Here is a 22,120-nt window from a genome sequence, read left to right on the forward strand (position 1 = left end):
CTAAACAGATTAGTTCATTAAGGTCTTATTAAGTAGGTAGTTTTCAGTAGAGATTTCTTAAGCTCCCTAAAATTTTTTATAGGGGTAATTAAGCTCTCATTTTTTATCTTAACCTAATTAGATATAGCCTCTTGGTTGATTGGCATATTCTTCTTGATTTTTCTAACGTATTGACTGCCTTATAGAGCTCCTCAACCGTATTTTTCTTTCCTCATCAGCTAGTCCAGTCTAATCTAAGACATTAAAATTCCATTGTTAAATCAAAAGAGGTGAGTATATATTAAAGTGAGTCCAAAAGCTAAATGAGATGAATGACAAAGACACAATCTTTGATTGACTATATGAAACTCCTTATGAATATAGCTTCTTGATTTCATGTTCTGCTACTCTATGAAAAATACTAACCTGACTTGAGAAGAATAAAAACTAAATAAGAAAGTGTTAAGTAGTTTGTTTAACTTGTGTTAATTGAGCTCCGCAATTCCCACAATATTTTGCACTAGGCGGATTAATGTAGCCGCATTTGGGACACTTGATCGGCATTAAAGAAGCTCCACAATTAGGACAGAACTTAGCCGCAGCAGGGATAATAGCTCCACAATTCCAACACTTCTGCGTATTTTGTTGTGTCTGCGAGTATTGGCTACTTTGTTGGTATTGTGATTGAGTATATCCTTGCTGATATGTTTGTCCCTGCTGAGAATACGGTTGACTATATTGACCATAGTTAGGCTGCGGATATTGCGGTTAAACTGGATATAAGGGTGGAGCACTCATGACAGCCATCATAACTATATTCATGATCTGGTCTTCCTGCATTAGATCCTTGGCTATATTATATACATCGTATGCAGCTCCTGCACCTCCAAGTAATGTAAGCAACTTGTTGTGTAAATCCTCATCCGAAAGTACGGCAATACCACCAGAAGCTAGTAATGGTAGCATATCTTGCAATAAGTCGGTCATTCCAGTCTCTACCATAACATAATTAGGACCCTGACAAATCCTTATAGTATAAGCTTTATTTGAACCGGTTAAATAACCCAAAAGGCTCGTATGTTGTGCTTGTATTATTGCAACGTTCTGCCCAGTCATAGGATAAACCTGAAATCCTTGACTCATCAGATACATTGTAACTTGTTGAACCACATATTGGAGGTTTACGGGATATTGAGTAGGAATCATCTGTTGCTTACCGCCCAACCCTACGGGTTGCATACACATCATTATGTTTGCCATTCCTGAGGAGTTACTCATAGGGCCGTTAGGATAGCCGAAGGGTTGAAAACCCATTCTAACCATTCTTATGAAGACCTAATTATAAAAACATTATGTTAGTGAAAACAATAGAGTAAACATTAGACTCCTTCCCTGATTTCTTATAAAAATGAGAGTTAGTATCACGGTCGTGTAAAGAATAAGAGCAAATCCAGGATGTTAGATAGTTTATTGGACGTGATAAGGCAGTGCTGGTATGAAAACCATGTCGATACCAAGCACTGGAAAAAGTCTCTTCCTTCAAGAGCTCAACTTATCCATGATAGTTTGGTCTCTATTATTAGTGAATTATTATGTGAAGATAAGAGGCAAGTGGTTCAGTCTCTTTCGACATTGAATTTAACGTAAGCAGAATAAAATGTATTAGAACCAATATTGAGAAAGCAAACTTATTCGTTATGAAGAGATAATCAACTTTACTAAAAATTTCTATTATTAGTTCTACGAATTTTTGAATAATTTTTTCTATATAGGAGTTATTAAAGTTGGTGGTAAGATAAAAGCTAAGAGATAGGAAAATTTATAATATGGATAAGCTATCCATATATTGATGAGAACAAACTCAGACCTCAGAACTTTAAAGATTATATTATTTTATAGTATAGAAATTATTCTGACAATAATACTTTTTTATGGTTAACAGTCATTTCGCAACAGTTGGGCAACGTTGAAGTAAAGGTAAAAGGGATCGGGGCAAGTTTCTTTACTCTAGGGGTCCTTGCATATATATTCGGTTTGAGACATGCAGTTGACGCTGACCATCTAGCTGCAATAGATAATTCTACAAGAAAGCTTGTTCAAGAAGGTAAACCATCAATGTTTACAGGTTTGTTTTTCTCTCTTGGTCATTCTTCCGTAGTTATTATTCTCTCTGTAGCGTTAATGGTTTCAACAAGGTTAATAGAGTCTTCTATTCCCCAACTAGAAAATTTAGGTTCTATAATAGGCACGTTGATAAGTGGAGTTTTTCTTTACATAATAGGTTTTCTAAATCTTTTAGTTTTATTCGAGATTTACGAATTATTTAAAAAAGCTAAAAGAAAAGAGTTGGACGAAAATAAGCTGAATGACGCTTTGCTTAAAAGGGGGTTCATGAACAGGTTTTTCAAGAACTTGTTTAGGATTGTCAGCAACCAGTATTACCTTTATCCGATAGGTTTCCTATTCGGCTTGGGTTTTGATACAGCTTCAGAGACCGCCCTATTAGCAATAAGTGCAGGTACAGCAGGAGTCTTCACCAAGATCCCGATTTGGACATTACTAGTTTTCCCCTTCTTATTTACTGTCGGTATGTCACTAATCGACACTACAGACGGCTTTTTCATGAACACAGCTTATAAATGGGCTTTCATAGGCAACCCTTTGAGGAAAGTGTGGTACAACTTAACAATGACGATGGTATCTATTCTTGTCGCATACTTGGTCGGTACTTTAGAATTATTAGGTTTAGTACAGTCTGAGTTTAATTTGACCGGAGGTGTCTGGGACGTAATTGCACTAATTAACGGTGATGTCTGGTGGGGGAATATAGGCATATTGATAATCCTGACTTTTGCCATCGTATGGGGGGTGTCAATCTTACTTTATAACATAAAAATAAAGAGGTATGAGACGTAGGCAAGGTAAGAAATATGTGGAAACTGATAGAACGATAACTCGAAAATAGACTTTTACAACGTTAGACACACAATTTATTTGCATTTAACGTGGATTATTGTTTTTCTCCTCGTCCCTCTAAAGTTTTCGTATAAATGTTATTCACATCATTAAGTAAAATCTAATTTTTATAGGATGTGGTGGGCGGTACAATTTTTCCCTTCTTTATCTACTCCTCTTCTAAATTTATCTTTCCTCTCATTTCATTGAGAAATCTAGTATACCTCTTTATAGTGTCCATCACGAAAATGATTCCAGCTATAAATACTATTATTAAGGAGAATACCTCTGCACCTAAAGAGTCTAATCTAGTTAAGTAAAGGGATAAGATAAAAGATGTAAGGAAGAATGAGGCAAAGAACACGCTCTTGGGTAAGACATAGTTAAAGAGAAGTACGTAATCATCGTCCAATATGACCTTCTTAACTACATATTTACCGTCATAAGTCTCTTGAATAAGACCAGCACTCTTTAGCTTGTTCACGTGATACCTAGCGGCGCTTACTGAGGAGAAACCTAAGTCTTCTTGTATCTGTTTCAAGGTAACACCGTTTCTATTCGTCAGTATATAATAATAGACTTTCTTCGTAGATTGTCGCAGATCTAATTGCATATTATCAATTACTACTAATGTTAAATAAACTTTTCCAACGTTCACATTGGAATAGATATATAAAGTATTTCAAGCAATCTATCATTCGTGAATAAAGTATTAGTAGCGACAATCGCAGGGGTATTATTTTCGCTGGGTATTGCATTTGCGGTGATCTATGTAACTACTTACCTAATGATTTCTCCTCACTCCAATAAGCCTTCCCAAGTGCAGACTAATGCGGGAAATACGACTGAGCTAAAACCTTACGTATTCGACGTTAACGTTAGCCAACCGGATTTTGAAGTAGAACAAGCAATAATAGGGGAAATAAGAAATAATATAACTCTCGTTCAAGTCCCCTCGTCTATAGAGAACTATACTTCTGAAATTAGTAATGGAATTGCCCCAATAAACACATCATTCGACTTTGCTTCTGTAGAATCTCGGTACTCAACCGTATTCTATGTAGTACCTAATCTTATTGAGGCAACCCCGAACTCCACTGTACACTTTTATCTTTACTTGAACATGTCTTACTATAACGATCCCGTTTACACATATTATATTTACGGTGTCACTAAGAACGTTTCAGTAACCTTCTTGAAAAACGTATCAGGTTTTGGAGAATACCAGGTCAATATTACTCTCGGTAACGTGAAGCCTGGAACTGTAATATTCCTGCCAGTATGGGACATTCACGGGTACGAAATAGAATATATAATTATATGGGTTGTCCCAGCTAACTTACACAACGTGTAAGGCTCAGCGCATGAATGGTTCCTCATCACTCGGTTGTCCCAGTTTTCTCTTCATCGCTTTTTATCCACTCATTGTTCGTTCCCGCTAGCCGACATCACATCTCAGCGAGGGAGACCAAGATCACTCATTTTGGTGTAACTTATTAAATTCTTCCAGGAAGTCATCCACGAATTTTTTCTCTCCTAGTACTGTTATATCATCAACTTTAGGGTCGTAATATTTCTCTATAATCCTTATTATTGAAGTCATAGAGTTAGGAAGTATTTCAACGACCTCGCCTCCCTCGAGCTTATCTGTCTCATATATAGCAAATGATTGATTTTTATACACGACAACTTTAAGGATAGCGATAACCTTTCCGTCCTCTACTTTCTTATAAACGTTAACATTTCCTATAGGTTCACCTAGCCCATGGCGGACGTATTCAGCATACTTAAGCATAACTTAATTTACTCCCGAGAAGTTTAAATTCTGTGGACTACCTCAAGGACTTGTTTGAATTCCTCAAGATAGACACTACATCGGCTAAAGGAAAAGGAGAAGAAGGGGCGAGATTTCTCGTCGATTACATGAAAGAAAATGGTATCGAGGCAGAGTTAATACAACATAAATCTAAGAACCCTTACGTTTACGGAGAAATAAACGTGGGAGCCTCAAAAACTCTCCTAATTTACAACCACTACGACGTCCAACCGGTAGAACCGTTAGACAAGTGGAACACAGACCCGTTCAACCCCGTTATTAAAGATAATAAAATCTATGCAAGAGGGGTAGGTGACGATAAAGGATCACTCCTCGCAAGGTTACAAGCTATAATAGACCTGATGAAAGAGAATAAACTAAAAATAAACATTAAATTTCTATACGAAGGAGAGGAAGAGATCGGAAGTCCTAATATGGAGGATTTCCTAAAGGACTATCACGAGAAGTTTAAGGCTGACTACATACTATGGGAAGGTTCAGGTAGGGCTCCTAACAACGCCCCTCAAATAGTCTTAGGAGTTAAGGGCTTGTTGTATGTGGAGTTGAGAAAAAAGACTCCTAAAGACCTCCATTCTATGTATGCACCGATTGCAGAGAATCCAGTATGGGATCTAGTCTACGTGCTGAGGTCATTAAGAGACGAGAGCGGAAGAGTCTTAATCCCTCACTTTTACGATAAAGTAAAGAAGTTAACAGAGGAAGAGAAGAGGTATCTCAACATAGACGAGCGCTATCTAGAACAAGCAATAGAACAGAAAGTTCAGGAGGGAGGAATGTTGAGACTGGTAGAGGAACCAACATGTAACATAGCAGGGATTTATGGAGGGTATACTGGAGAGGGTTCTAAAACTGTAATACCCTCTTATTCCTTCGTTAAGATAGACTTCAGGTTGGTCCCAGATCAAGATCCTGAGGAAGTTCTGAAACTACTGAAAGAGTATATAGCTCCTTACGGGATTGAAATCGTAAAGTATGGCTCCGTAAGACCTTACAGAACGTCGATAAACAGTGAGATAGCAAGGGCTTTAATAAACTCAGCAAAAAGAGTGTATGGTGTTGAACCCATTGTGTTACCTAACAGTCCAGGTACCGGGCCTATGGAAATGATCAGTAGGCACTTGAACATTAAACAAATAGCTGATGGGGTCGGAGTAGATAACTACGGTTCTAATATTCACTCCTTTAATGAGAACATATACGTAGACGATTATAAACTGGGAATGATGTGGATGAAAGAGTTACTAGCGGAGTTGAGCCGTTAAATGCTCTGGTTAGTACTTACCACGGGAAAATGCAACCTCACATGTGACTACTGTGGTGGCTCATTCCCTAAGGAGATTGTACCGTGGGGAGTTAAGTATGATATAAATAAGCTCAAGGTAAACATTGAAAGGGACCCCAACGCGACTGTGATATTCTATGGTGGAGAACCGTTAATGAATCCTAAGTTTATAATTCAGGTAATGGATAATGTTAGGGCCAAAAGGTGGGGTATACAAACTAACGGGATAGCCGTAAGATTACTTCCTGAAATTTACTGGAGAAGAATGAACGTGGCCCTGCTCTCTATAGACGGGAGGGAAGAAGTCACAGACAAGCACAGAGGGAAGGGAGTATATAAGATAGTAGTTAAGCACGCATCTTATCTCAAAAAATTAGGAGTTGAGACAATAGCTAGGATGGCAGTGACTCAGGATGCCGACATCTACGAAGAGGTGATGCACTTGTTGTCACTAGGTGTCTTTGACAAAGTCCACTGGCAATTGAACGTTATATGGAGCGAGAGGTGGGACTTCGAGCGTTGGGCTTACTCTTCATACCTACCCGGAATAAGGAGGTTAGTAGACTATTTCATGAGTGAGATGAGAAGAGGGAAGATCGTAAAGATCGTTCCTTTTTTGGGAGTGATAAGTGCTCATTTCTTCAAGAGATATAGGGGTGTAGCTTGTGGTGCTGGCTATGATAGTGTATCTATCTCAACTGACGGTAGAGTGTTATCCTGCCCCATAGCTGTCAGAGAGAAGTGGGCGGAATTAGGAACACTTGACTCCTTCAAGTTACTCGAAGAACCATTACCCAAAGAATGTAGGAACTGTGAATTTAAGGACTATTGTGGAGGAAGGTGTCTCTATACTATTCATGAACGGTACTGGGGTGAAGAAGGGTTTAAGGTAGTTGACGATGTTACGAAGGAGTATCTAAGGATAGTTCTCTCACGCGTTGATGAAATAAAGGAGCTTATAAAGGAAGGAGTAATAAGGCTGGAGGATCTGAGATACGACCCTACAGAGGACTCTACGGAAGTCATACCTTAATATATTCCTTTATCGTTTTTCTTATTGTGAGTGTTTCTACATTCCTAAACGAAATAGCGTCAAAGTGGCAAAAAGCATGGGAGGAAAACAAATTATACGAAGTAGACGCTGAAGAGGGAAAGCCTAAGAAATTCATAACAGTAGCCTTTCCTTATACTAATAGCCCTTTACACATAGGTCACGGTAGAACTTACATCACTGGAGATATCTACGCTAGGTACTTGAAGATGAAAGGTTATAATGTACTGTTCCCCTTTGCGTTCCAGTATACTGGTACTCCGATTCTGTCCATAGCTGAGGCCGTAAGAAGGAAAGATGAAGATATCATCTCAACTTTCGTTAAGATATACGGAATACCTGAGAGTGAAGTTGAGAAGTTCTCAGACCCACAGTACTTAGCGGAATACTTTACAAAGGACATGGAAAGAACAGCTAAGACCCTCGGCTTAAGCGTTGACTGGAGAAGGAAATTTACCACAGTAGATCCTTATTTCGAGAAGTTTGTCCAATGGCAGTACAAAAAGCTAATGGAGATGGGATTCTTAAAAAAGGAAAAATCTGCAGTAGCCTATTGTCCAAACGACCAATTCCCCGTAGGAATGCATGACACTAGAGGAGACATAGAACCAGAAATAATAGACGTTGACGTAATTTACTTTCCGTCAGAGGAAGGTCTTTTCTTTCCCGCTGCTACATCAAGACCTGAAACTGTTTTCGGAGCAATAGCCTTGTTAATTAATCCAAATACGGAGTACGTAATAAGTGTAGATAAGAAGAGAGGTAGAAAGGTCGTTTTATCCAGATACGCTTACGAGAAGTTAAAATATCAGATAGAGTTAGAGGTAGAGAGGTCAGTAAAGCCTAATGAACTTCTCACATTCAGAGTGAAGAATCCGTTAACCAACAAAGACATGAAAATTATAAAGAGTAAGTATGTTGAGCCAAAGCAAGGTACTGGTATAGTAATGGCCGTTCCGGCACATGAGCCGATCCATTACTTAGCTCTAACCGAACTAGGTGAAAGTTTTGAGATTATACCGGTGATTTATACCGATGATTACGGAGACATACCAGCATCAGATGTTCTTGCGTTAGCACAGACGACAAATCCTCAGGAATTAAAGGACTACATAGATACGCTTTATAGAACGGAGTATCATAAAGGTGTAATAAGAGAGGATATACTAGATTACGTTCCCAATTTCCTCAAGGACGCGGTTAAGGAAAGGGTAGTAAACAAGAGTGTGAGGGAAGCTAGAAAAGCTGTAGTTGAAATGTTAAAAAACTTAGACTCACATTTTACAATTTATGAAATAACGAACGGCCCCATATATTGTAGATGCGGATCAGAAATAGTCGTAAAATTAGTTGACGAACAGTGGTTCATAAACTATTCTAATAGTATTTGGAAGGCGTCAACCCTGAAAGCCCTGGAAAAAATAAAGTTCGTACCTGAAGACACTAGAAGAGAAATGGAGAAAGTTGTCTTCAATATGCAACCCAGAGCATTTACTAGGTCAAGAGGGCTAGGAGTGAGATTACCTTGGGATGATAAGGAAATAATCGATAGTCTCAGTGACTCTACTATTTATACTGCTTTCTATACAATATCTCATAAGATAAAAAATTTAGACTTAAATAAACTAGATGATAAGTTCTGGGACTACGTGATGTTAGGTAGAGGAAGCCAACCAGAATTAGGAGCTGAAGTAAACGACATAAGGAAAGAGTTCACTTACTGGTATCCAGTAGATTCTAGGCACAGCGGAAGGGATCTGATTCAGAACCATTTAGCATACTACATCTATCATCATGTCGCCATATTCGGTGAAAACTTACTACCGAAGCAAATAGTCACTAACGGCTTTATCAGAGTAGGAGGAAAGAAGATGAGCAAAAGTTTCGGAAACATATACCCTCTATCAAAAGCAATTAGCGAATACGGTGTTGATACGGTCAGGTTAGCTTTAACTTCTACATCTTCCATAGGCGACGATATTGAGTTCAATGCGTCGATAGCCAAAAGTATAGGAGACCAACTTAAACATATCCACGACTACATTGTTGCTTTGTTAAAAGCTCCTTCAACCCAAGAAATCAGGAAACCAGATTTGTGGCTTTCGTCAATAGTATCTGATTTCGTGAAGAAAGTAGATGAGTCTATAGATAAGTTAGATTTAAGGTCAGCGTACATTATCGTTTACTACACTATGTATGAGACTGTAAAAGACTATGTAGAATTAACTAATGGAATTGTCAATAGGGACATTTTACTAAGCGTTTTATCCACATGGATAAGGATGATGGCCCCGTTCACCCCACATATAGCTGAAGAGTTATGGCATTACTTCAACGATAGTTTTGTAGTCAATCAAAAGTTTCCTGAGCCTTCTGAGTTAAAATATGATGGAAGTTCGTTATTAGAAATAGAATATTTAAGGTTATTAGTCGATAAAGTAAACCAACTATCCGCCAGTATGAATAAGGAACCTGAAAAGCTAGTAATTTATGTAAATAGCGATCAAGAGCTAAAGAAGATGCTAAGAAGGGCGATAAGAGCTATACAAGAAAGAAAAACGTTGAGAGACTTCATAAGTGAGGTGGGAGAGGACTCCATGTCAAAGAAATTGTACGAGGTAGCGTCCGAATTACCATATCTGGTTAGAGAATTATATCTACAGAACGAACTTAACGAGGAAAAAGTGTTAGTATCAAATCTAAAGTTCATCATGAATAAACTGAACTTGACCGAGATAGTAATATACGATGCTAAAGACCAGTTGAGTCCAGATATTAAAGGAAAGAAAGAGTTAGCGTTACCTTTGAACCCTGGGATTGTGATAATATAAAGGTGAAAAAGTTTGGATTTTTTACTTTCAACAAAAATCCTAGAGAGAGCTAGACAAGTTATTTTAAATGCCGATAAGGAAATAACCGTTATATCTCCTAACTTCGATTATGATTTTGCATCCTTACTGTTGGATAGAGCTTCGAGGGGTATCAATACTACAATAATAACCAGTAATCCCGATTGGGCAAGCTGGTTTGAAAATAAAAAGAAATCCTACGGAATGGACGAAATAAACGAACTAATGAAGGAAAGAGAGAAGCATAAGCGAGAACAAGTTAGGTTAATGAGACTCAGAATTATTACACCAGCTATTTTAACAGCAGTAGGTGTTTCAGCCTTCTTCCTGATTTATAAAGTGCTAAATACCTCCGTTTATGTATCTGTTCTTCCACTCATTATATTAATTATCATTTCTGCTTATGCGGTTATGAGGTTCCAAAAGAGAATAGCTGAACTTAACTCCACAATAGCAATACAACAACAAAGCCTCGATCAAAGATTACAAGAGACTAGTAACATTAGGCAAGAGATACAAAAGAACCTTAAGTGCTTTCTTAACCCAAGTGTGTACTTTACATTAGTATACAACGGTGACGAAGGATTCGTAACTTCACTACCCTTATCTGATGACTCAAAAAATGAAAAAGTCTCGTTCTATGAAAAGATTAAAAAAGAGGAAGTAGACTACGTAGTAAGGTTATTAAGCAACCCTTCTTAAAACTCTGAGTATTTCTAGTGCGGTGTCTATTTCTACTTGTATATCACTAAACTTCCTACTTGAGAAATAATCTTCTACCTCTTTCACACTTACGCCCAAGTAAGGTATTGCTCCTCTAAGAGACCTACCCAGAATTGCTGTCCCTTCATAAATGCTTCTAAGATAGTCCATGTAAGTCTCTAGCCACTTCCACACTGCAAACCTCGTGTACGGATTTCTGGCAACCACCGGTAATATCCTCGCTGTATCTTGCCGTTTAATTTCACCGGTGAGACCTAAACTTAAAGTGTTTACTACGAGATAAGGCTCTCTGAAACTCAACATCGCATTTAGTAATCTAATTTTCTCTTCATCGAACTTTTCACTTCTATACTTCTTCAACAATTCATCATATGCCTCTTCACCGTATGCTATTGCATACGCAGTAGCTACAGCTTCCTTAATGTTAGAGTCAAGACTATCGTACCCCTCAAAGGCAACAGCTAAACCTAGAGCGAACTTGTTATCTACGTAAGCATATGTTCTTAACAAGTTACCGTAAATCCTTCTTGAGTTTTCGTCTTTTTTACTCACCCAATGTGGAGTCTGCAACTCTAAGAACTCGTGTATCAACGTATATTTAGACGTGTTTATACTCCACAGCCCGAATAGTTCTCCTCTGATCTCATCGACTACTAAGTAGTTATCGTCACTCATTAAACTCCTCACTACATTTTCATATGTCTTATATTCAACTTTTCCAGCCAATAACATGTTATAATAGTCATCTAACAATCCCCATCTCTCCAGATGGTTGGGGTTGGACTCGAAGAATAAACTTACATCGTCATACATTACACGATAAAAACCGGTTCTGTCAATGTTTAACTTCAATGATTTTACGTCTTCCCCGATATCAATAGTTGCACTCTGATCCTTCATCAAGAAGGTAGACTTTTTACCGTTAACTTCAAGAGTTATGGGTATTGTGTAAACTCTGGGTGTCCCTTTAGTTAGGGTAAACCTCTCCTGCGTAAGTTTAATTCTCTTATCCTCTACTGTAACTTGAATTAACGGGTACCCGTCTTTTGTAATCCAGTCCTTTACTATTTCACTCACAGGTTGTCCCGAACCTACCTCTAAGCTACTCCAGAAATCACTACCGGTAGCATTTGAGAACTTATACTTCTGAAGGTAGTACTGAATACCCTTTTGGAAAGCCTCTTTACCAATATAAGCCTCCATCATCCTGAGTATACTTGCTCCCTTTCCGTAACTTATATCATCGAAAATCTGTTCCGCCTCTTCAGGTGTCTCAACATGAGTCTCTATGGGATGAGTCGTGGAGAGGGAGTCCCTGAACATAGCTCCGCTTGTCTCATCCGTTAAGAACTTAGCCCAGAAGTCCCAGTTCGGGAATAATGCGTCTACAGCTTTATAGCTCATAAATGTTGCAAAACTCTCGTTCAACCATAAGTCGTCCCACCACTTCATAGTCACTAAGTTCCCGAACCATTGGTGAGCTAGTTCATGAGCAACAACACTGGCAACTCCTCTTTTCTGTGCAAAAGAGGAGTTCTCGTCTGCTAATAGTGCTGTTTCTCTGAAAGTTATCGCACCCCAATTTTCCATAGCTCCGAAGGCGAACTCGGGTACTGCTATCAAATGTTCTTTTGGTAACTGGTACTTTATCCCGAAATAATTATTGTAGAAGTCAATTACCCTCTTAGCTATATCGAGTGCAAACTTACCCTTGCTTACCTTACCTGGTACCGTAGCTACTATGATGTCTATATCATCTAGTTTATCTCTTATCTCCTCAAACTTACCTATTCCTAAGTACAGCAAGTAAGTTGACATTCTGGGTGTCTCTTTAAATTCTACAACTTTCTTACCGTTCTCAGCGTCATATACTCTCTCAACGGGCATGTTTGATATAACGTCTAGGTCTTTGTCAACTTTCACAGAAATCTTAAAACTCGCTTTATATGCAGGGTGATCTACACAAGGTATAAACTCTCTAGCGTGGCTTGATTCAAACTGAGTCGATATTATGTAATTGCCATCATAAGGGGCTTTGTATATACCAACTAGACCCCTCTCCTTCACCTTCCCTTCAAACTCCACCTCAACTACATCTTCCACATAGTTTGTGTCAATTAAGACCCTACCCTTTTCATGAGTAAAAGAGACATTTTTTCCGTCAACCTTGACAGATTTTATCGTTAAACCTACAGCATCGAGCGGGAGCTTTTCTCCTTGAGCTAACTTGCAGTAAATCTTCTCGTTACCCTTATAAGTTAGCTCTTTAAAGTTAAAATCTAAAAATACTTCGTACTTATTTATTTCCATAAAGCACACTTGTATATAAATACCTAAAAATCTATCTTCATTCATGTTAGTCCGAATAAAAGTAGGTGGCGAATTGGTTGAGGTAAATACTAGTTCGAAGAGAAGCTACATATCTTCATTTGGTGAAAGTAAGTATTACGCTGGAAGGCTCACATACTATCTACTAAAGACAATTAACAACATACCTAGACTTTACGGTTATATAAAGGGAGATCCGATAAACGGGTGGAGAGAAACATTCGAAAGGACATTTTTGAATTTAATTGCATCAGATCTAGACGTTGCTAAGAACTGGTTTAAGGCATCTTATGAAGTTGAGTTAACCCCACTAAGTATAAAGGGAGAAGTTGACGAAGGTAATGTATCAGCTGAGGTAGAGCTTAAGGAAGTGCCTCAAATAAAAGAGCAAGGTATAAGGGGCACATTTGAGGTAGACTCCTTTTACTTTTCTAAGATAGAGAAAGTGAAGCCTTCGATAATACCCGCTGGAAGAGTAGGATACTTATCGGCTTTCAGTAAGTTCCTTGTTATTCAATACGAAAAGGCTCCCGGGATCCCAAAGGCTTTCGGTATTGCTGCAGAGTTCATAAATTCCATGATACTACCTCAAGGTTTCAGTGACGAAATTAACGGTCACAAGATCTACGTAAACCAAGAGGAGAACTCGGTGTATATGGATAAGACTCCATTACAGAACGCTCCTCCAAATGTCTTATCAATTTTAGCCTTAAGGACATTTTTGAGAAGAGCCACTGAGAATGAACTTATAATTATAGAGGACCCTGAGATCCATCTTGATGAGAGCGAACTTAACGAGGTTAAAGAGCTCTTAGAAAAAACGAGAGCTAGAATAGTACTTGTGACTTCTAATAAAATACTTTAATTCAGGCTATCGACCCCTCTTCATCTTTCCGTTTATGTCGACCTCATCATAATGTCCCCCACCCGGCTGAGGATCTTCATCGTCCGTCAAAACCTCAGACCCTGGTGGAGGGTGGGGTAATTTTAATTATTTCCTTCAAGTTAATAACGATAGTGTCGCAAGCAAAAAAGTTTCTCGAAATCCAAGATCTAATATTAGCAAGGACTGCTATGGAAAAAGTCTCACTCCATCTCTCTAACAGAAAAGAAGCAGTTTTCCCTTGGGTTGAGAGGGAATTGAAGGAGTTTATCAGAAAATATTCAAACCACAAGGAGCTGTCCACTTATGCAATCAGTATCAAAGATGCGATAGAAAAAAAGGACACTGAAGCGTTAAGGAAAAGTGTGAATGAGGCCAAGGAGAAATTGAGTAAGATCATTGAAGACGCGTATAAGTCTCTCTCACAAGGACAGTAAATCAACATAAATATTTTAAATTGTAGAGTATATTATCGTGGATTTACAGGAGATTGCCGAACAAGTTAGAAACTGTAGAAAATGCGACTTGTGGAAGACTAGGAAGAATGCTGTACCAGGAGAGGGAAATCCGCACGCTGAAATAATGTTCGTAGGTGAGGCCCCTGGTGAAAATGAGGATATTGAAGGTAAACCCTTCGTCGGTGCTGCTGGTAAATTGCTGACCAAATTAATCACAGAGGTTTTGGGATTAAAGAGAGAAGACGTTTTCATTACGAACATAGTGAAATGCAGACCTCCTCAGAATAGAGATCCTACAGAAGAGGAAATAATTGCTTGCAGTCCTTATCTAAGATTGCAAATCGATATTATAAAACCTAAACTGATCGTTACTTTAGGTAGGCATTCTACTTCTTATTTGTTCTCTCTCATAGGGAAGTCTTTCAGTTCTATAACTAGAGTTAGAGGTAAAGAATTTGAGTGGAAAAAAGACGATAATACTATAATCAAGGTTTTCCCTACATATCATCCTGCCGCTGCCCTTTACAATCCCAACTTGAGGAAGACTCTTGAGGATGACTTCAGAAAGATTAAGAGTATTCTGACTAACACAACAAGCTCAAAAAGGGTTACACTGGAATATTTTATGGGTGGAGAAAATAGACCTAGGGATAAAGAAGAAGAAAGTAATAGTCACGGCGTCCAGTAAAGGTATAGGTTTTGCTATTGCAAAGAGGTTTTTAGAAGAGGGGGCGGAGGTAATTATCTCCTCACACGATGAGTACAACTTGATCAAAGCTTATGAAAAACTGAAACCCTTAGGCAAAGTTGATTACATTAAGGCTGACCTCACAAAGGCTGAGGACGTAGAGAGATTGATCGACGAGGGCTATAGGAGACTGTCCGGCCTAGACGTTTTGGCTTATGTTACTGGAAGTCCTAAACCTGGAAACCTATTTGAATTAGGAAATGAAGACTGGCTCAATGCGTTTAACCTACTTCTTATGAGTGCGGTAGTCGCTGTTAGAGAGGCAGGGAAAAGAATGAAAGAAGGAGGTCGTATAATACTATCAACCTCAATGACGTTAAAACAACCCATTGATAACTTAGACTTGTCCAACGTAGTTAGATTATCTTTAGCCGGTCTCATCAGGGTCGCGTCAAGAGAATTAGGGCCTAAAGGAATCACAGTTAATGGCATAATGCCAGGTTGGACTTTAACAGACCGCGTAGACCAACTAGTCAAGGACAGAGCTAGGAGAGAGGGGAGGAGTGAACAAGATGTACTAAATGACATCGTTAAAGACGTACCATTAAAGCGTATTGGAAAGCCTGAGGAAGTGGCAAACGTAGTCCTATTCCTTGCGTCCAATCTAGCAACTTATGTCAATGGTGCCCTTATACCCGTCGATGGAGGAATTCTAAGGTGTATCCTTTAAAATCCTTAGTACTAATAATACTCTCTTTTTTCTCTTTATAGGAGACATCCTAAAATTTGGCGTTTAACGATTATATGTATGCCATCAAATTAGATCGTAGTGTGGTTTAGGTATGAAAGTTATCAACTTTTACGTCAACAACTTTCGAAGTCTTTCCTCAGTAAGACTTGAGGAACTAGGAGGATTAAACATCATAGTAGGTTATAACGGATACGGTAAGACTAACTTGTTGACAGCTTTATATCTATTCATAAAGAACATGGGAGCAGGACTCGAAAAGAGAAGTGTTGAGGATAGAGAAGGAGAGTATGTACTTCTTTGGAAAGATTACGACGTGTCAAAGCCTATCACCATAGGTGGAGTAGTGGAGTTTAACGAAGATGAGACAGCAATGGCTATAGGAAAACCAATGAGGATGAGAGTAGAAGTCTCCAATAAGATCAAGTATAATAATAAATACGTTGAGTGGACTTTAGACACCTTAAACGTAAACAACTCTCCTCCAACCAGCGACAATTTAGAGACAGTTAGAAATTTGTTCGCATTTGCCTCCCAACGCGTCGAATATGTGCCAATTTTTGATCAGGTTTACTTCGATTCTGTGATAAAGAAAATGATAGAGATGAACAGAAGTCCAATAAACATGAAGAGAAAGTGGTACGACTTCATCAATCTAATTAGTGATACGATCCCCGAGATTAAAGGAGTGGAGTTTTGGGACAGTAATAAGTTAGTTTTAAACATCCAAAACCTGCCGATCTACATAGATTTAGCTGCCAGTGGTTTCCAAAGAGTAGTCTTAATGCTTTTCATACTTTGGTTAAGCGGAAGTAAGATCTTACTATTGGAAGAGCCAGAAGTGAATATGTATCCTACATTGCAGTCCAGAATCATGAAGCTGATTAAGGAGTGGACGAACAAAAACGTGTTTCAAGTGTTTATCACAACTCATTCACCTTATGTTGTTAGTGCGAATGTAGACTCCTATATTATAATGAGGAAAAATAACGGAGTGTCAACAGCAATAATGGTAAGACCTGATGAACAATTAAAGTCTGTATTAGGCATTTTAAGAGCTAATATGAGTGACCTATTGTTTAGCAAGTTCGTTATATTAACAAGTGAGCTCGCTGAGCCTTCAGTAATTCTGAACTGGCTTAAAAGAATCGGGATATCTAACGACGAGTTAGGAATAACCGTTTACAAAGTAACTAACGATATAGAATTGCACTTGTGGACTAGGCTCAAAGACTTGTTAGGTCTGAATGCTATCTTCTTGGGTTTGTGTGATCGCGTAGATCCATCGTTAAAAGATTACTGTGTGTCTCTAGGGAAGGAAGTTGAAAACTATTACACTAAGTCCAGACTAATAGAGGTGATAAGAAAGTTCGGAATAAATCCTGACGATAAGGAACTTAGGGATCTAACTAAAGGTGATACATACAGTTGGCTGGTCAATATATTCAAGAAGAGGGGGTTCGATTACGATAAATTCAGAAACAGCATAGGGGAGCTAGTCACAATGAATGATGGTATTGATATGCCTAAGGAATTGGAAATTTTAGCAAATAAAATTAAATCTTTTGAAACCTAAAATATATCTTGTGATAAGTCAACAGTTACTATTAGCAATAGGGCTTTCCTTAGTATTCTTAGGCATATTGACAATCATAGTGGGTATTCTAGTTGAAATTTTCAGGGAAGCTAAGGAGAGAAAAGAACATCCGCAAGAGGAGAAAAGTAAAACCGAATACGGTGGAGTTGTATTCATAGGCCCCATACCTATAGTTTTCGGTAGTAATAAAGACATGGCTAAACTAGCGCTAATAATAGGAGTTATAATGTTCGTATTCATAATTTTGATTATCATATTAAGTACGATTACGTAAGGCTTAAGATTTCTTCTTCCCCAGTAATCCTTTTCCTACCTCTATACCCCTCCTCAGCATAGTGCCAATACATTATATCTTTCTCACCCATTTTCCAACACAAATAAGCAGGCCTGTTATTTATCACAGCCGGAAAGTCGACCAAACCTATGTCAGGGTCTCTCAGTATTATCCCCTTCTCTGTGATCTCTTTTACAATCTTGTCAATTTGTATCGTATATTGTAAAATTGCAGACTTATCACCTTTTATCAGGCTCTCCTCTGCCATGTATTTGACTCTCTTAATCTCAGTAAGCTTCTGCCTGAGCCACGGTAACAGCTCACGAGCACTTTTAAGATCGAAATAAGGATACTCCACAAATATAGTTTCTCAATCATCATTTATATTTACTTACTAGTACCCGAAAAGGACCTACCGATGCTTTATAAATTGATTAACCGATCACATGTACTCGCGTTATCCCATAAAGACATAATGTAATTCCACAATACTACATCAATAGACAAATGTCTATTACACACTCTGGCTTAGGTTAATAAAGTTACACGAGTAGAAAATAGTAGTGATTGTGATATGATATATCGGTATATAGATTTGGATGAGTATTTAACCTTAGTAGCATTAGGATATTATTAATGAGACTAGCGGAGAAGTTTATAAGGGACGCTTTATTTTTATCGCTTAAAATGATGAATGAAAACGACTCTTCTTTGGCAGGGAAAATTTGGGAAAATGTAATAAAAGCAATAGTAGCCTTTGCTCAAGAGAAAAGCGGCAAAGACGTTTTAGCACTTGCCCTAGGTATGGCAAGTATAAATGCGGGAGAGTTCCGCTCAAATAACTATAAAAGTATAGTGAAGGAGACGTTAAAAGTAGCTGAAAAGATTGGCATTCAAGACGAAGAAGTTAAAAAACTATATCAGGAGGTTAAGGATAGTTTAAAAGAATTGGAATAATTAAAACCCTTACTTGTAAAATCAAACATAAAGATTATATTACTACCTCCTCCAGAAGCAGTATCGTAATTACAATATAGTATTAGAAATGACATGAGCGTGAAGATTGCAGAATGTTTACATATACGTTCATAATATTACGACATGCGCACTAATTATATTTCCCATTGGAAGACTTCACCCTTTAGCCTTTAGAGTGAAGAGCAAAATTAGAAACCTGAAAACCTTTTCTATACCAGTATAGCACTGTGAAGATTAACTACCCTGCGCCTAGAAGTGAAACTAAACTTACATCGTCTATCTTTATTTATAAATGCCCATCCTGACGTGTATCCAGCATTTTTAAAGTTTTTTCCAAAAAATTGGGTAAAGATAGATATAAAGATTAGATGAATAAGTTACTATGCAAAGAGGAACACCTATAGCTGTTACTGTAACTAGATGGATAGGTCTACTAGGAGCATCTCTATGGGCAGGAGTACACTTAGTTCTAGCGGCTCATGTAGCATTCCCAGGGTATCTTACAGCCACGGAGATATATAGTACATTCTTCGGCTTTACTTCGGCTCTAGCGATAGTTACTTCAGTAATATTCCTGTTGGGAATAAGAGGCTTATATCTGCCTACACTAATTTTCTATATAATTGACTTAGCATTATTAACTGAGACAAGAACTGCACCCGCATTATTTATAGGTAAGGTTCTTCCGGTAAATATTTACGTAGAAATAAGTTGGGTACTTGACGTTCTACTGATTATAGTAAGTGCATTGTTATGGAAAATTGACAGAGCATAAAACAAGGTAATCTTTTTTTAAATACCTTCTTCTTTGTTACTTTTACACTAAAAAAGAAATAATTTATAGACTGTAAGACTGTACTATAAAATGAGATTTTTAAATTGTGGTAAATTTTTAATTATGTCCAGTGGGGGGATTGAGTGCTCATTAGAGCTCTATGAAATCCCCTTGTCCCCATTTCCTTCAGTAAACTTTTTTGCTTATACATGATAAATTCTCAAGTGAACGAAATAATAGATTTTCTCATCAGGAGAAGAAGTATAAGAAGGTTTCAAAATAAACCAGTAGACATGAATTTAATCAAGGAGTTAATAAGAGTCGCAAACCACTCCCCAAATTCCAATAATAGGGAACCGTGGAAGTTCATAATTATTGCGGATGAATCGATTAAGAAGGAACTCTCAACACTACATAAAGGAGCTTCTCACATTGCATATGCCCCAATAGGTATTGCCGTAGTAGCAGAGCCTGATTTAAGTCCAGAGACGTGGATGATAGATGCCTCAAATGCTACATTATATTTTGTCTTAGCTGCTTACTCAGTAGGATTGGGAGTAGGATGGATAGCTGCTTATGAAAATAGGAAGGCTAAGGAGATCTTAGGGATCCCGGAGGGAAAAATATTAATGACTCTTCTCTCCGTAGGATATCCTGACCCTGAGTACAAAACCCAGCCCAAGGAGGTTAAGAAGCCCGAAGATGTGATTTTCATAAACAAATGGGGATTAAAAGTACTTTGATATAAACTCTTCATAATACTTCACTGCTTTCCTTAAATTTTCTACTTCGTTCTCATGCTTAGATAATTCAACGTAAGCCCTAGCTAAGAAGAGTGTCTCATTAGCTTTCTCAGCATACGATATTGCCTTTTTAAGAAAGTCCACTAAATTAGTCCTTTTATAAAGCTCGTTCAATAGCCTGACTTTATCGCTATCAGTTCCCTCACCGTACTCCTCTAATTTCTGGAGTGCTTCATATAACAAATCTTTATTGTAAAAAGAGAGCTTGTATAGAGCTCTAGCCTCTCCTTTTACATCCTTTAACTCCCTAAATAACTCCAATGCCTTTTCGAGATCCTCTTCTGCTTCTGAAGAGAGAAGTGCTTCCGCTAATAACCTCTTGTTGCCCAAAAATTGGGCTAACTCAATTGCTTTCTTCAAATACTCCCTTCTGCCGTTCCTAGCCAGATAAATGTAAGAGACTATTAGGTCTTCTGTAGGCTCATCGAAGTTTTCTAGAATAGCTCTTGCTTCGTCCACATGTTTGATGTCACCCATTGCAAGGCAGACCTTAGCCAAGAGCCTTTGAGAGTGAACTTTCATTACATTTTTTGTAACCGACAGTTCCTTCAGTATTTCATATGCTGACGTTAAGTCTTTCTTTTTAAAGAGACATATGGCTAAATTAAATTTAATTATAGCTAGATCGTCATCGTTCTTTGTTTTCTTCAGTGCTTTTCTGAAAACTTCTTCAGCTTCCTGATACCTCTCTAATTCGGTATAAATAAGTCCTAATTGGTTCAGTGACGCAACACTGTCATCCCCTTGTAAAAGCTTTACCGCTTCATCTAAAAGACTCTTATCTTTTTTCCTCTTGTACTCTTCATAAAGGGCTTTAGCCTTCTCTAGTCTGCTACTGTCTCCCATATATATTTATAATATTCTTCAGAGGTTTTATTCCAATCGTACTTTAAAGAGGACTCATAGCTTAGCTTCGACAGATACCTCATGAGGTTCTCGTCTTCTATTAAGTAGTTAATAGCCTCTGCTGCCTTGTTATAGTCCTTATAGTTTACTAAGAAGCCGTTTACACCTTCCCTTATAATCTCAGGCATAGAGCCTGTGGAATAAGCTACTGCTGGGGTACCACAAGAATTAGCCTCAACTACAGTCATTCCCCATCCCTCGATAAAAGAGGTCGAAAGCACTACCCACGCCTTTTGGTAAAGCTCTATCTTCTTTTTTTCGTCTACTTTTCCGAGAAAGAATATGTTCTTCTCACCAGCTATTACATCTTTAATCTCTTTCTCCATTTCGCCAGAACCTACCATAATAAGAACAGCCCTTTTATTGCTCAGTTTCTTGTAGATCTTTATAGCATCTAACGGGTTCTTGTACTTCTTTAACCTACCTATCCATAAGATGAGTGGGTATTCTGACTTCTCACCAGGGGTAAATTTTTCGTGGTCTATACCGTTGTAAATAACCTTAATTACATTCTCATTAATTCCGAACCTTTTTACTAACTCCTCTTTAGTAGTGTTAGAAACAGAAATAAGTCTGGGGTAGTTCTTTACTCTTTTCTCAAGAAACTTTACGACATGTGATAAGAGCGGGTTGAGTTCGAAGTCAACGACATCCTGATGGACGTGATGAATCAAACCTATACTCCTCTCATTAACCTTATAGGAAAAAAATGGTACAGCATGAGCTACACTGTCAATGACTACATCGTATTTCTTAACCTCCTTTAGCGAGTAATAATGTAAAGTAAGGGAATTTCCTTTCCTGATTAACTTTATCCCGTCTATCTCTTCCTCTGCCGTGCCCTTATTCTCACTCATCCAATAAACTTCTATACCTTTCTTAACAAGCCTTTTTCCTACTTCATATATTACTTGCTCTGCACCTCCAGCTTGAGGGTGAAAAATATCTCTGTGATTAACGAAAAGTAATTTCAAGTCGGGATTATTTACTACTGAAATACGTATAA

Annotated in this window: 23 protein-coding genes and 1 pseudogene; 16 read left to right on the forward strand and 8 right to left on the reverse strand. The window is 38.0% G+C overall.

Annotation, left to right across the window (positions count from 1 at the left end; all coding sequences use genetic code 11):
* Positions 1–441: 441 nt before the first annotated feature.
* Positions 442–591: a zinc ribbon domain-containing protein gene (locus tag D1868_RS10990; RefSeq protein ID WP_156007898.1), complete on the reverse strand. Its 150-nt coding sequence runs from the start codon at positions 589–591 to the stop codon at positions 442–444.
* Here D1868_RS10990 and D1868_RS10995 point away from each other — a divergent pair.
* Positions 524–667: a hypothetical protein gene (locus tag D1868_RS10995; RefSeq protein WP_156004835.1), complete on the forward strand. Its 144-nt coding sequence runs from the start codon at positions 524–526 to the stop codon at positions 665–667. The genes D1868_RS10990 and D1868_RS10995 overlap by 68 nt on opposite strands.
* Before the next feature lie 80 nt (positions 668–747).
* On the opposite strand, the gene D1868_RS11000 is transcribed toward D1868_RS10995, so the two are convergent.
* A complete protein-coding gene (locus tag D1868_RS11000) occupies positions 748–1,293 on the reverse strand; it encodes a hypothetical protein (RefSeq protein WP_156004836.1) in 546 nt (181 codons plus the stop codon).
* Positions 1,294–1,828: 535 nt separating this feature from the next.
* Here D1868_RS11000 and D1868_RS00665 point away from each other — a divergent pair.
* Positions 1,829–2,895 (forward strand): annotated as a pseudogene (locus D1868_RS00665) (HoxN/HupN/NixA family nickel/cobalt transporter).
* Positions 2,896–3,103: 208 nt separating this feature from the next.
* Here the strand turns inward: D1868_RS00665 and D1868_RS00670 are convergent.
* Complete coding sequence (locus D1868_RS00670) at positions 3,104–3,547, reverse strand: helix-turn-helix domain-containing protein (protein WP_156004837.1); 444 nt, start codon at positions 3,545–3,547, stop codon at positions 3,104–3,106.
* Between the two features lie 87 nt (positions 3,548–3,634).
* On the opposite strand from D1868_RS00670, the gene D1868_RS00675 reads away from it, so the two are divergent.
* Positions 3,635–4,288, forward strand: coding sequence for a hypothetical protein (locus D1868_RS00675; protein WP_156004838.1), 654 nt, complete (start codon positions 3,635–3,637; stop codon positions 4,286–4,288).
* Positions 4,289–4,408: 120 nt separating this feature from the next.
* On the opposite strand, the gene D1868_RS00680 is transcribed toward D1868_RS00675, so the two are convergent.
* A complete protein-coding gene (locus D1868_RS00680; protein ID WP_156004839.1) occupies positions 4,409–4,729 on the reverse strand; it encodes a hypothetical protein in 321 nt (106 codons plus the stop codon).
* A 32-nt stretch (positions 4,730–4,761) separates the two neighbouring features.
* On the opposite strand from D1868_RS00680, the gene D1868_RS00685 reads away from it, so the two are divergent.
* The 4 genes from D1868_RS00685 to D1868_RS00700 are packed head-to-tail and all read left to right on the forward strand — an operon-like array spanning position 4,762 to position 10,655.
* The gene (locus D1868_RS00685) at positions 4,762–6,033 is read left to right on the forward strand and encodes a M20/M25/M40 family metallo-hydrolase (protein WP_156004840.1); all 1,272 of its coding nucleotides are present in this window, start codon (positions 4,762–4,764) and stop codon (positions 6,031–6,033) included.
* A complete protein-coding gene (locus D1868_RS00690; protein WP_156004841.1) occupies positions 6,034–7,086 on the forward strand; it encodes a radical SAM/SPASM domain-containing protein in 1,053 nt (350 codons plus the stop codon).
* A gap of 26 nt (positions 7,087–7,112) precedes the next feature.
* On the forward strand, positions 7,113–9,935 hold the full coding sequence (gene leuS, locus D1868_RS00695) for a leucine--tRNA ligase (protein WP_156004842.1): 2,823 nt from the start codon (positions 7,113–7,115) through the stop codon (positions 9,933–9,935).
* Between the two features lie 12 nt (positions 9,936–9,947).
* Positions 9,948–10,655 carry a phospholipase D-like domain-containing protein gene (locus tag D1868_RS00700; RefSeq protein WP_156004843.1) on the forward strand — a complete coding sequence of 236 codons (708 nt, stop codon included), beginning with the start codon at positions 9,948–9,950 and terminating at the stop codon, positions 10,653–10,655.
* Here the strand turns inward: D1868_RS00700 and D1868_RS00705 are convergent.
* Entirely contained in the window at positions 10,638–12,986 is a 2,349-nt protein-coding gene (locus tag D1868_RS00705) for a M1 family metallopeptidase (RefSeq protein WP_156004844.1), read from the reverse strand. The genes D1868_RS00700 and D1868_RS00705 overlap by 18 nt on opposite strands.
* 73 nt (positions 12,987–13,059) lie before the next feature.
* Here D1868_RS00705 and D1868_RS00710 point away from each other — a divergent pair, with 73 nt between their 5' ends.
* The 6 genes from D1868_RS00710 (at position 13,060) to D1868_RS00735 (ending at position 17,652) form a co-directional block, all read left to right on the forward strand.
* Complete coding sequence (locus D1868_RS00710; protein WP_156004845.1) at positions 13,060–13,869, forward strand: hypothetical protein; 810 nt, start codon at positions 13,060–13,062, stop codon at positions 13,867–13,869.
* Between the two features lie 152 nt (positions 13,870–14,021).
* On the forward strand, positions 14,022–14,324 hold the full coding sequence (locus tag D1868_RS00715) for a hypothetical protein (protein ID WP_156004846.1): 303 nt from the start codon (positions 14,022–14,024) through the stop codon (positions 14,322–14,324).
* A gap of 37 nt (positions 14,325–14,361) precedes the next feature.
* Positions 14,362–15,033 (forward strand): type-4 uracil-DNA glycosylase, encoded by a 672-nt coding sequence (gene udg / locus D1868_RS00720; RefSeq protein WP_420824476.1) that lies wholly within the window; start codon positions 14,362–14,364, stop codon positions 15,031–15,033.
* On the forward strand, positions 14,984–15,763 hold the full coding sequence (locus D1868_RS00725) for an SDR family oxidoreductase (RefSeq protein WP_156007899.1): 780 nt from the start codon (positions 14,984–14,986) through the stop codon (positions 15,761–15,763). Before udg ends, D1868_RS00725 begins: the two co-directional genes overlap by 50 nt.
* A 112-nt stretch (positions 15,764–15,875) precedes the next feature.
* Entirely contained in the window at positions 15,876–17,357 is a 1,482-nt protein-coding gene (locus D1868_RS00730) for an ATP-dependent nuclease (RefSeq protein WP_156004850.1), read from the forward strand.
* 10 nt (positions 17,358–17,367) lie between these two features.
* Entirely contained in the window at positions 17,368–17,652 is a 285-nt protein-coding gene (locus D1868_RS00735; RefSeq protein WP_231112404.1) for a TIGR00304 family membrane protein, read from the forward strand.
* Here the strand turns inward: D1868_RS00735 and D1868_RS00740 are convergent.
* Entirely contained in the window at positions 17,645–18,010 is a 366-nt protein-coding gene (locus D1868_RS00740; RefSeq protein WP_156004852.1) for a DUF2203 domain-containing protein, read from the reverse strand. The genes D1868_RS00735 and D1868_RS00740 overlap by 8 nt on opposite strands.
* Before the next feature lie 278 nt (positions 18,011–18,288).
* Between D1868_RS00740 and D1868_RS00745 the strand changes: the two genes are divergently transcribed.
* From D1868_RS00745 to D1868_RS00755, 3 genes are all read left to right on the forward strand, one after another.
* Entirely contained in the window at positions 18,289–18,609 is a 321-nt protein-coding gene (locus D1868_RS00745) for a hypothetical protein (protein ID WP_156004854.1), read from the forward strand.
* Between the two features lie 403 nt (positions 18,610–19,012).
* Entirely contained in the window at positions 19,013–19,405 is a 393-nt protein-coding gene (locus tag D1868_RS00750; protein WP_156004856.1) for a hypothetical protein, read from the forward strand.
* Between the two features lie 224 nt (positions 19,406–19,629).
* On the forward strand, positions 19,630–20,148 hold the full coding sequence (locus D1868_RS00755) for a nitroreductase family protein (protein WP_231112405.1): 519 nt from the start codon (positions 19,630–19,632) through the stop codon (positions 20,146–20,148).
* Here the strand turns inward: D1868_RS00755 and D1868_RS00760 are convergent.
* Together D1868_RS00760 and D1868_RS00765 are read right to left on the reverse strand one after the other, a co-directional pair.
* Positions 20,134–21,054, reverse strand: a complete 921-nt coding sequence (locus D1868_RS00760) for a tetratricopeptide repeat protein (protein WP_156004860.1) — start codon at positions 21,052–21,054, stop codon at positions 20,134–20,136. The genes D1868_RS00755 and D1868_RS00760 overlap by 15 nt on opposite strands.
* Complete coding sequence (locus tag D1868_RS00765) at positions 21,033–22,088, reverse strand: glycosyltransferase family 4 protein (RefSeq protein WP_156004862.1); 1,056 nt, start codon at positions 22,086–22,088, stop codon at positions 21,033–21,035. The genes D1868_RS00760 and D1868_RS00765 overlap by 22 nt, the downstream gene beginning before the upstream one ends.
* Positions 22,089–22,120 lie beyond the last annotated feature (32 nt).

This window comes from Stygiolobus azoricus, assembly GCF_009729035.1.
Taxonomy (GTDB): Archaea; Thermoproteota; Thermoprotei_A; order Sulfolobales; family Sulfolobaceae; genus Stygiolobus; species Stygiolobus azoricus.

Bases quoted from the DNA above. Each gene is read 5' to 3' on its own strand.
- D1868_RS00745 (WP_156004854.1), top strand. From the start codon at position 18,289: ATGAGACTAGCGGAGAAGTTTATAAGGGACGCTTTATTTTTATCGCTT.
- D1868_RS11000 (WP_156004836.1), bottom strand. From the start codon at position 1,293: ATGGGTTTTCAACCCTTCGGCTATCCTAACGGCCCTATGAGTAACTCC.
- D1868_RS00760 (WP_156004860.1), bottom strand. From the start codon at position 21,054: ATGGGAGACAGTAGCAGACTAGAGAAGGCTAAAGCCCTTTATGAAGAG.
- D1868_RS00750 (WP_156004856.1), top strand. From the start codon at position 19,013: ATGCAAAGAGGAACACCTATAGCTGTTACTGTAACTAGATGGATAGGT.
- D1868_RS00680 (WP_156004839.1), bottom strand. From the start codon at position 4,729: ATGCTTAAGTATGCTGAATACGTCCGCCATGGGCTAGGTGAACCTATA.
- D1868_RS00690 (WP_156004841.1), top strand. From the start codon at position 6,034: ATGCTCTGGTTAGTACTTACCACGGGAAAATGCAACCTCACATGTGAC.
- D1868_RS00670 (WP_156004837.1), bottom strand. From the start codon at position 3,547: ATGCAATTAGATCTGCGACAATCTACGAAGAAAGTCTATTATTATATA.
- D1868_RS00730 (WP_156004850.1), top strand. From the start codon at position 15,876: ATGAAAGTTATCAACTTTTACGTCAACAACTTTCGAAGTCTTTCCTCA.
- D1868_RS00705 (WP_156004844.1), bottom strand. From the start codon at position 12,986: ATGGAAATAAATAAGTACGAAGTATTTTTAGATTTTAACTTTAAAGAG.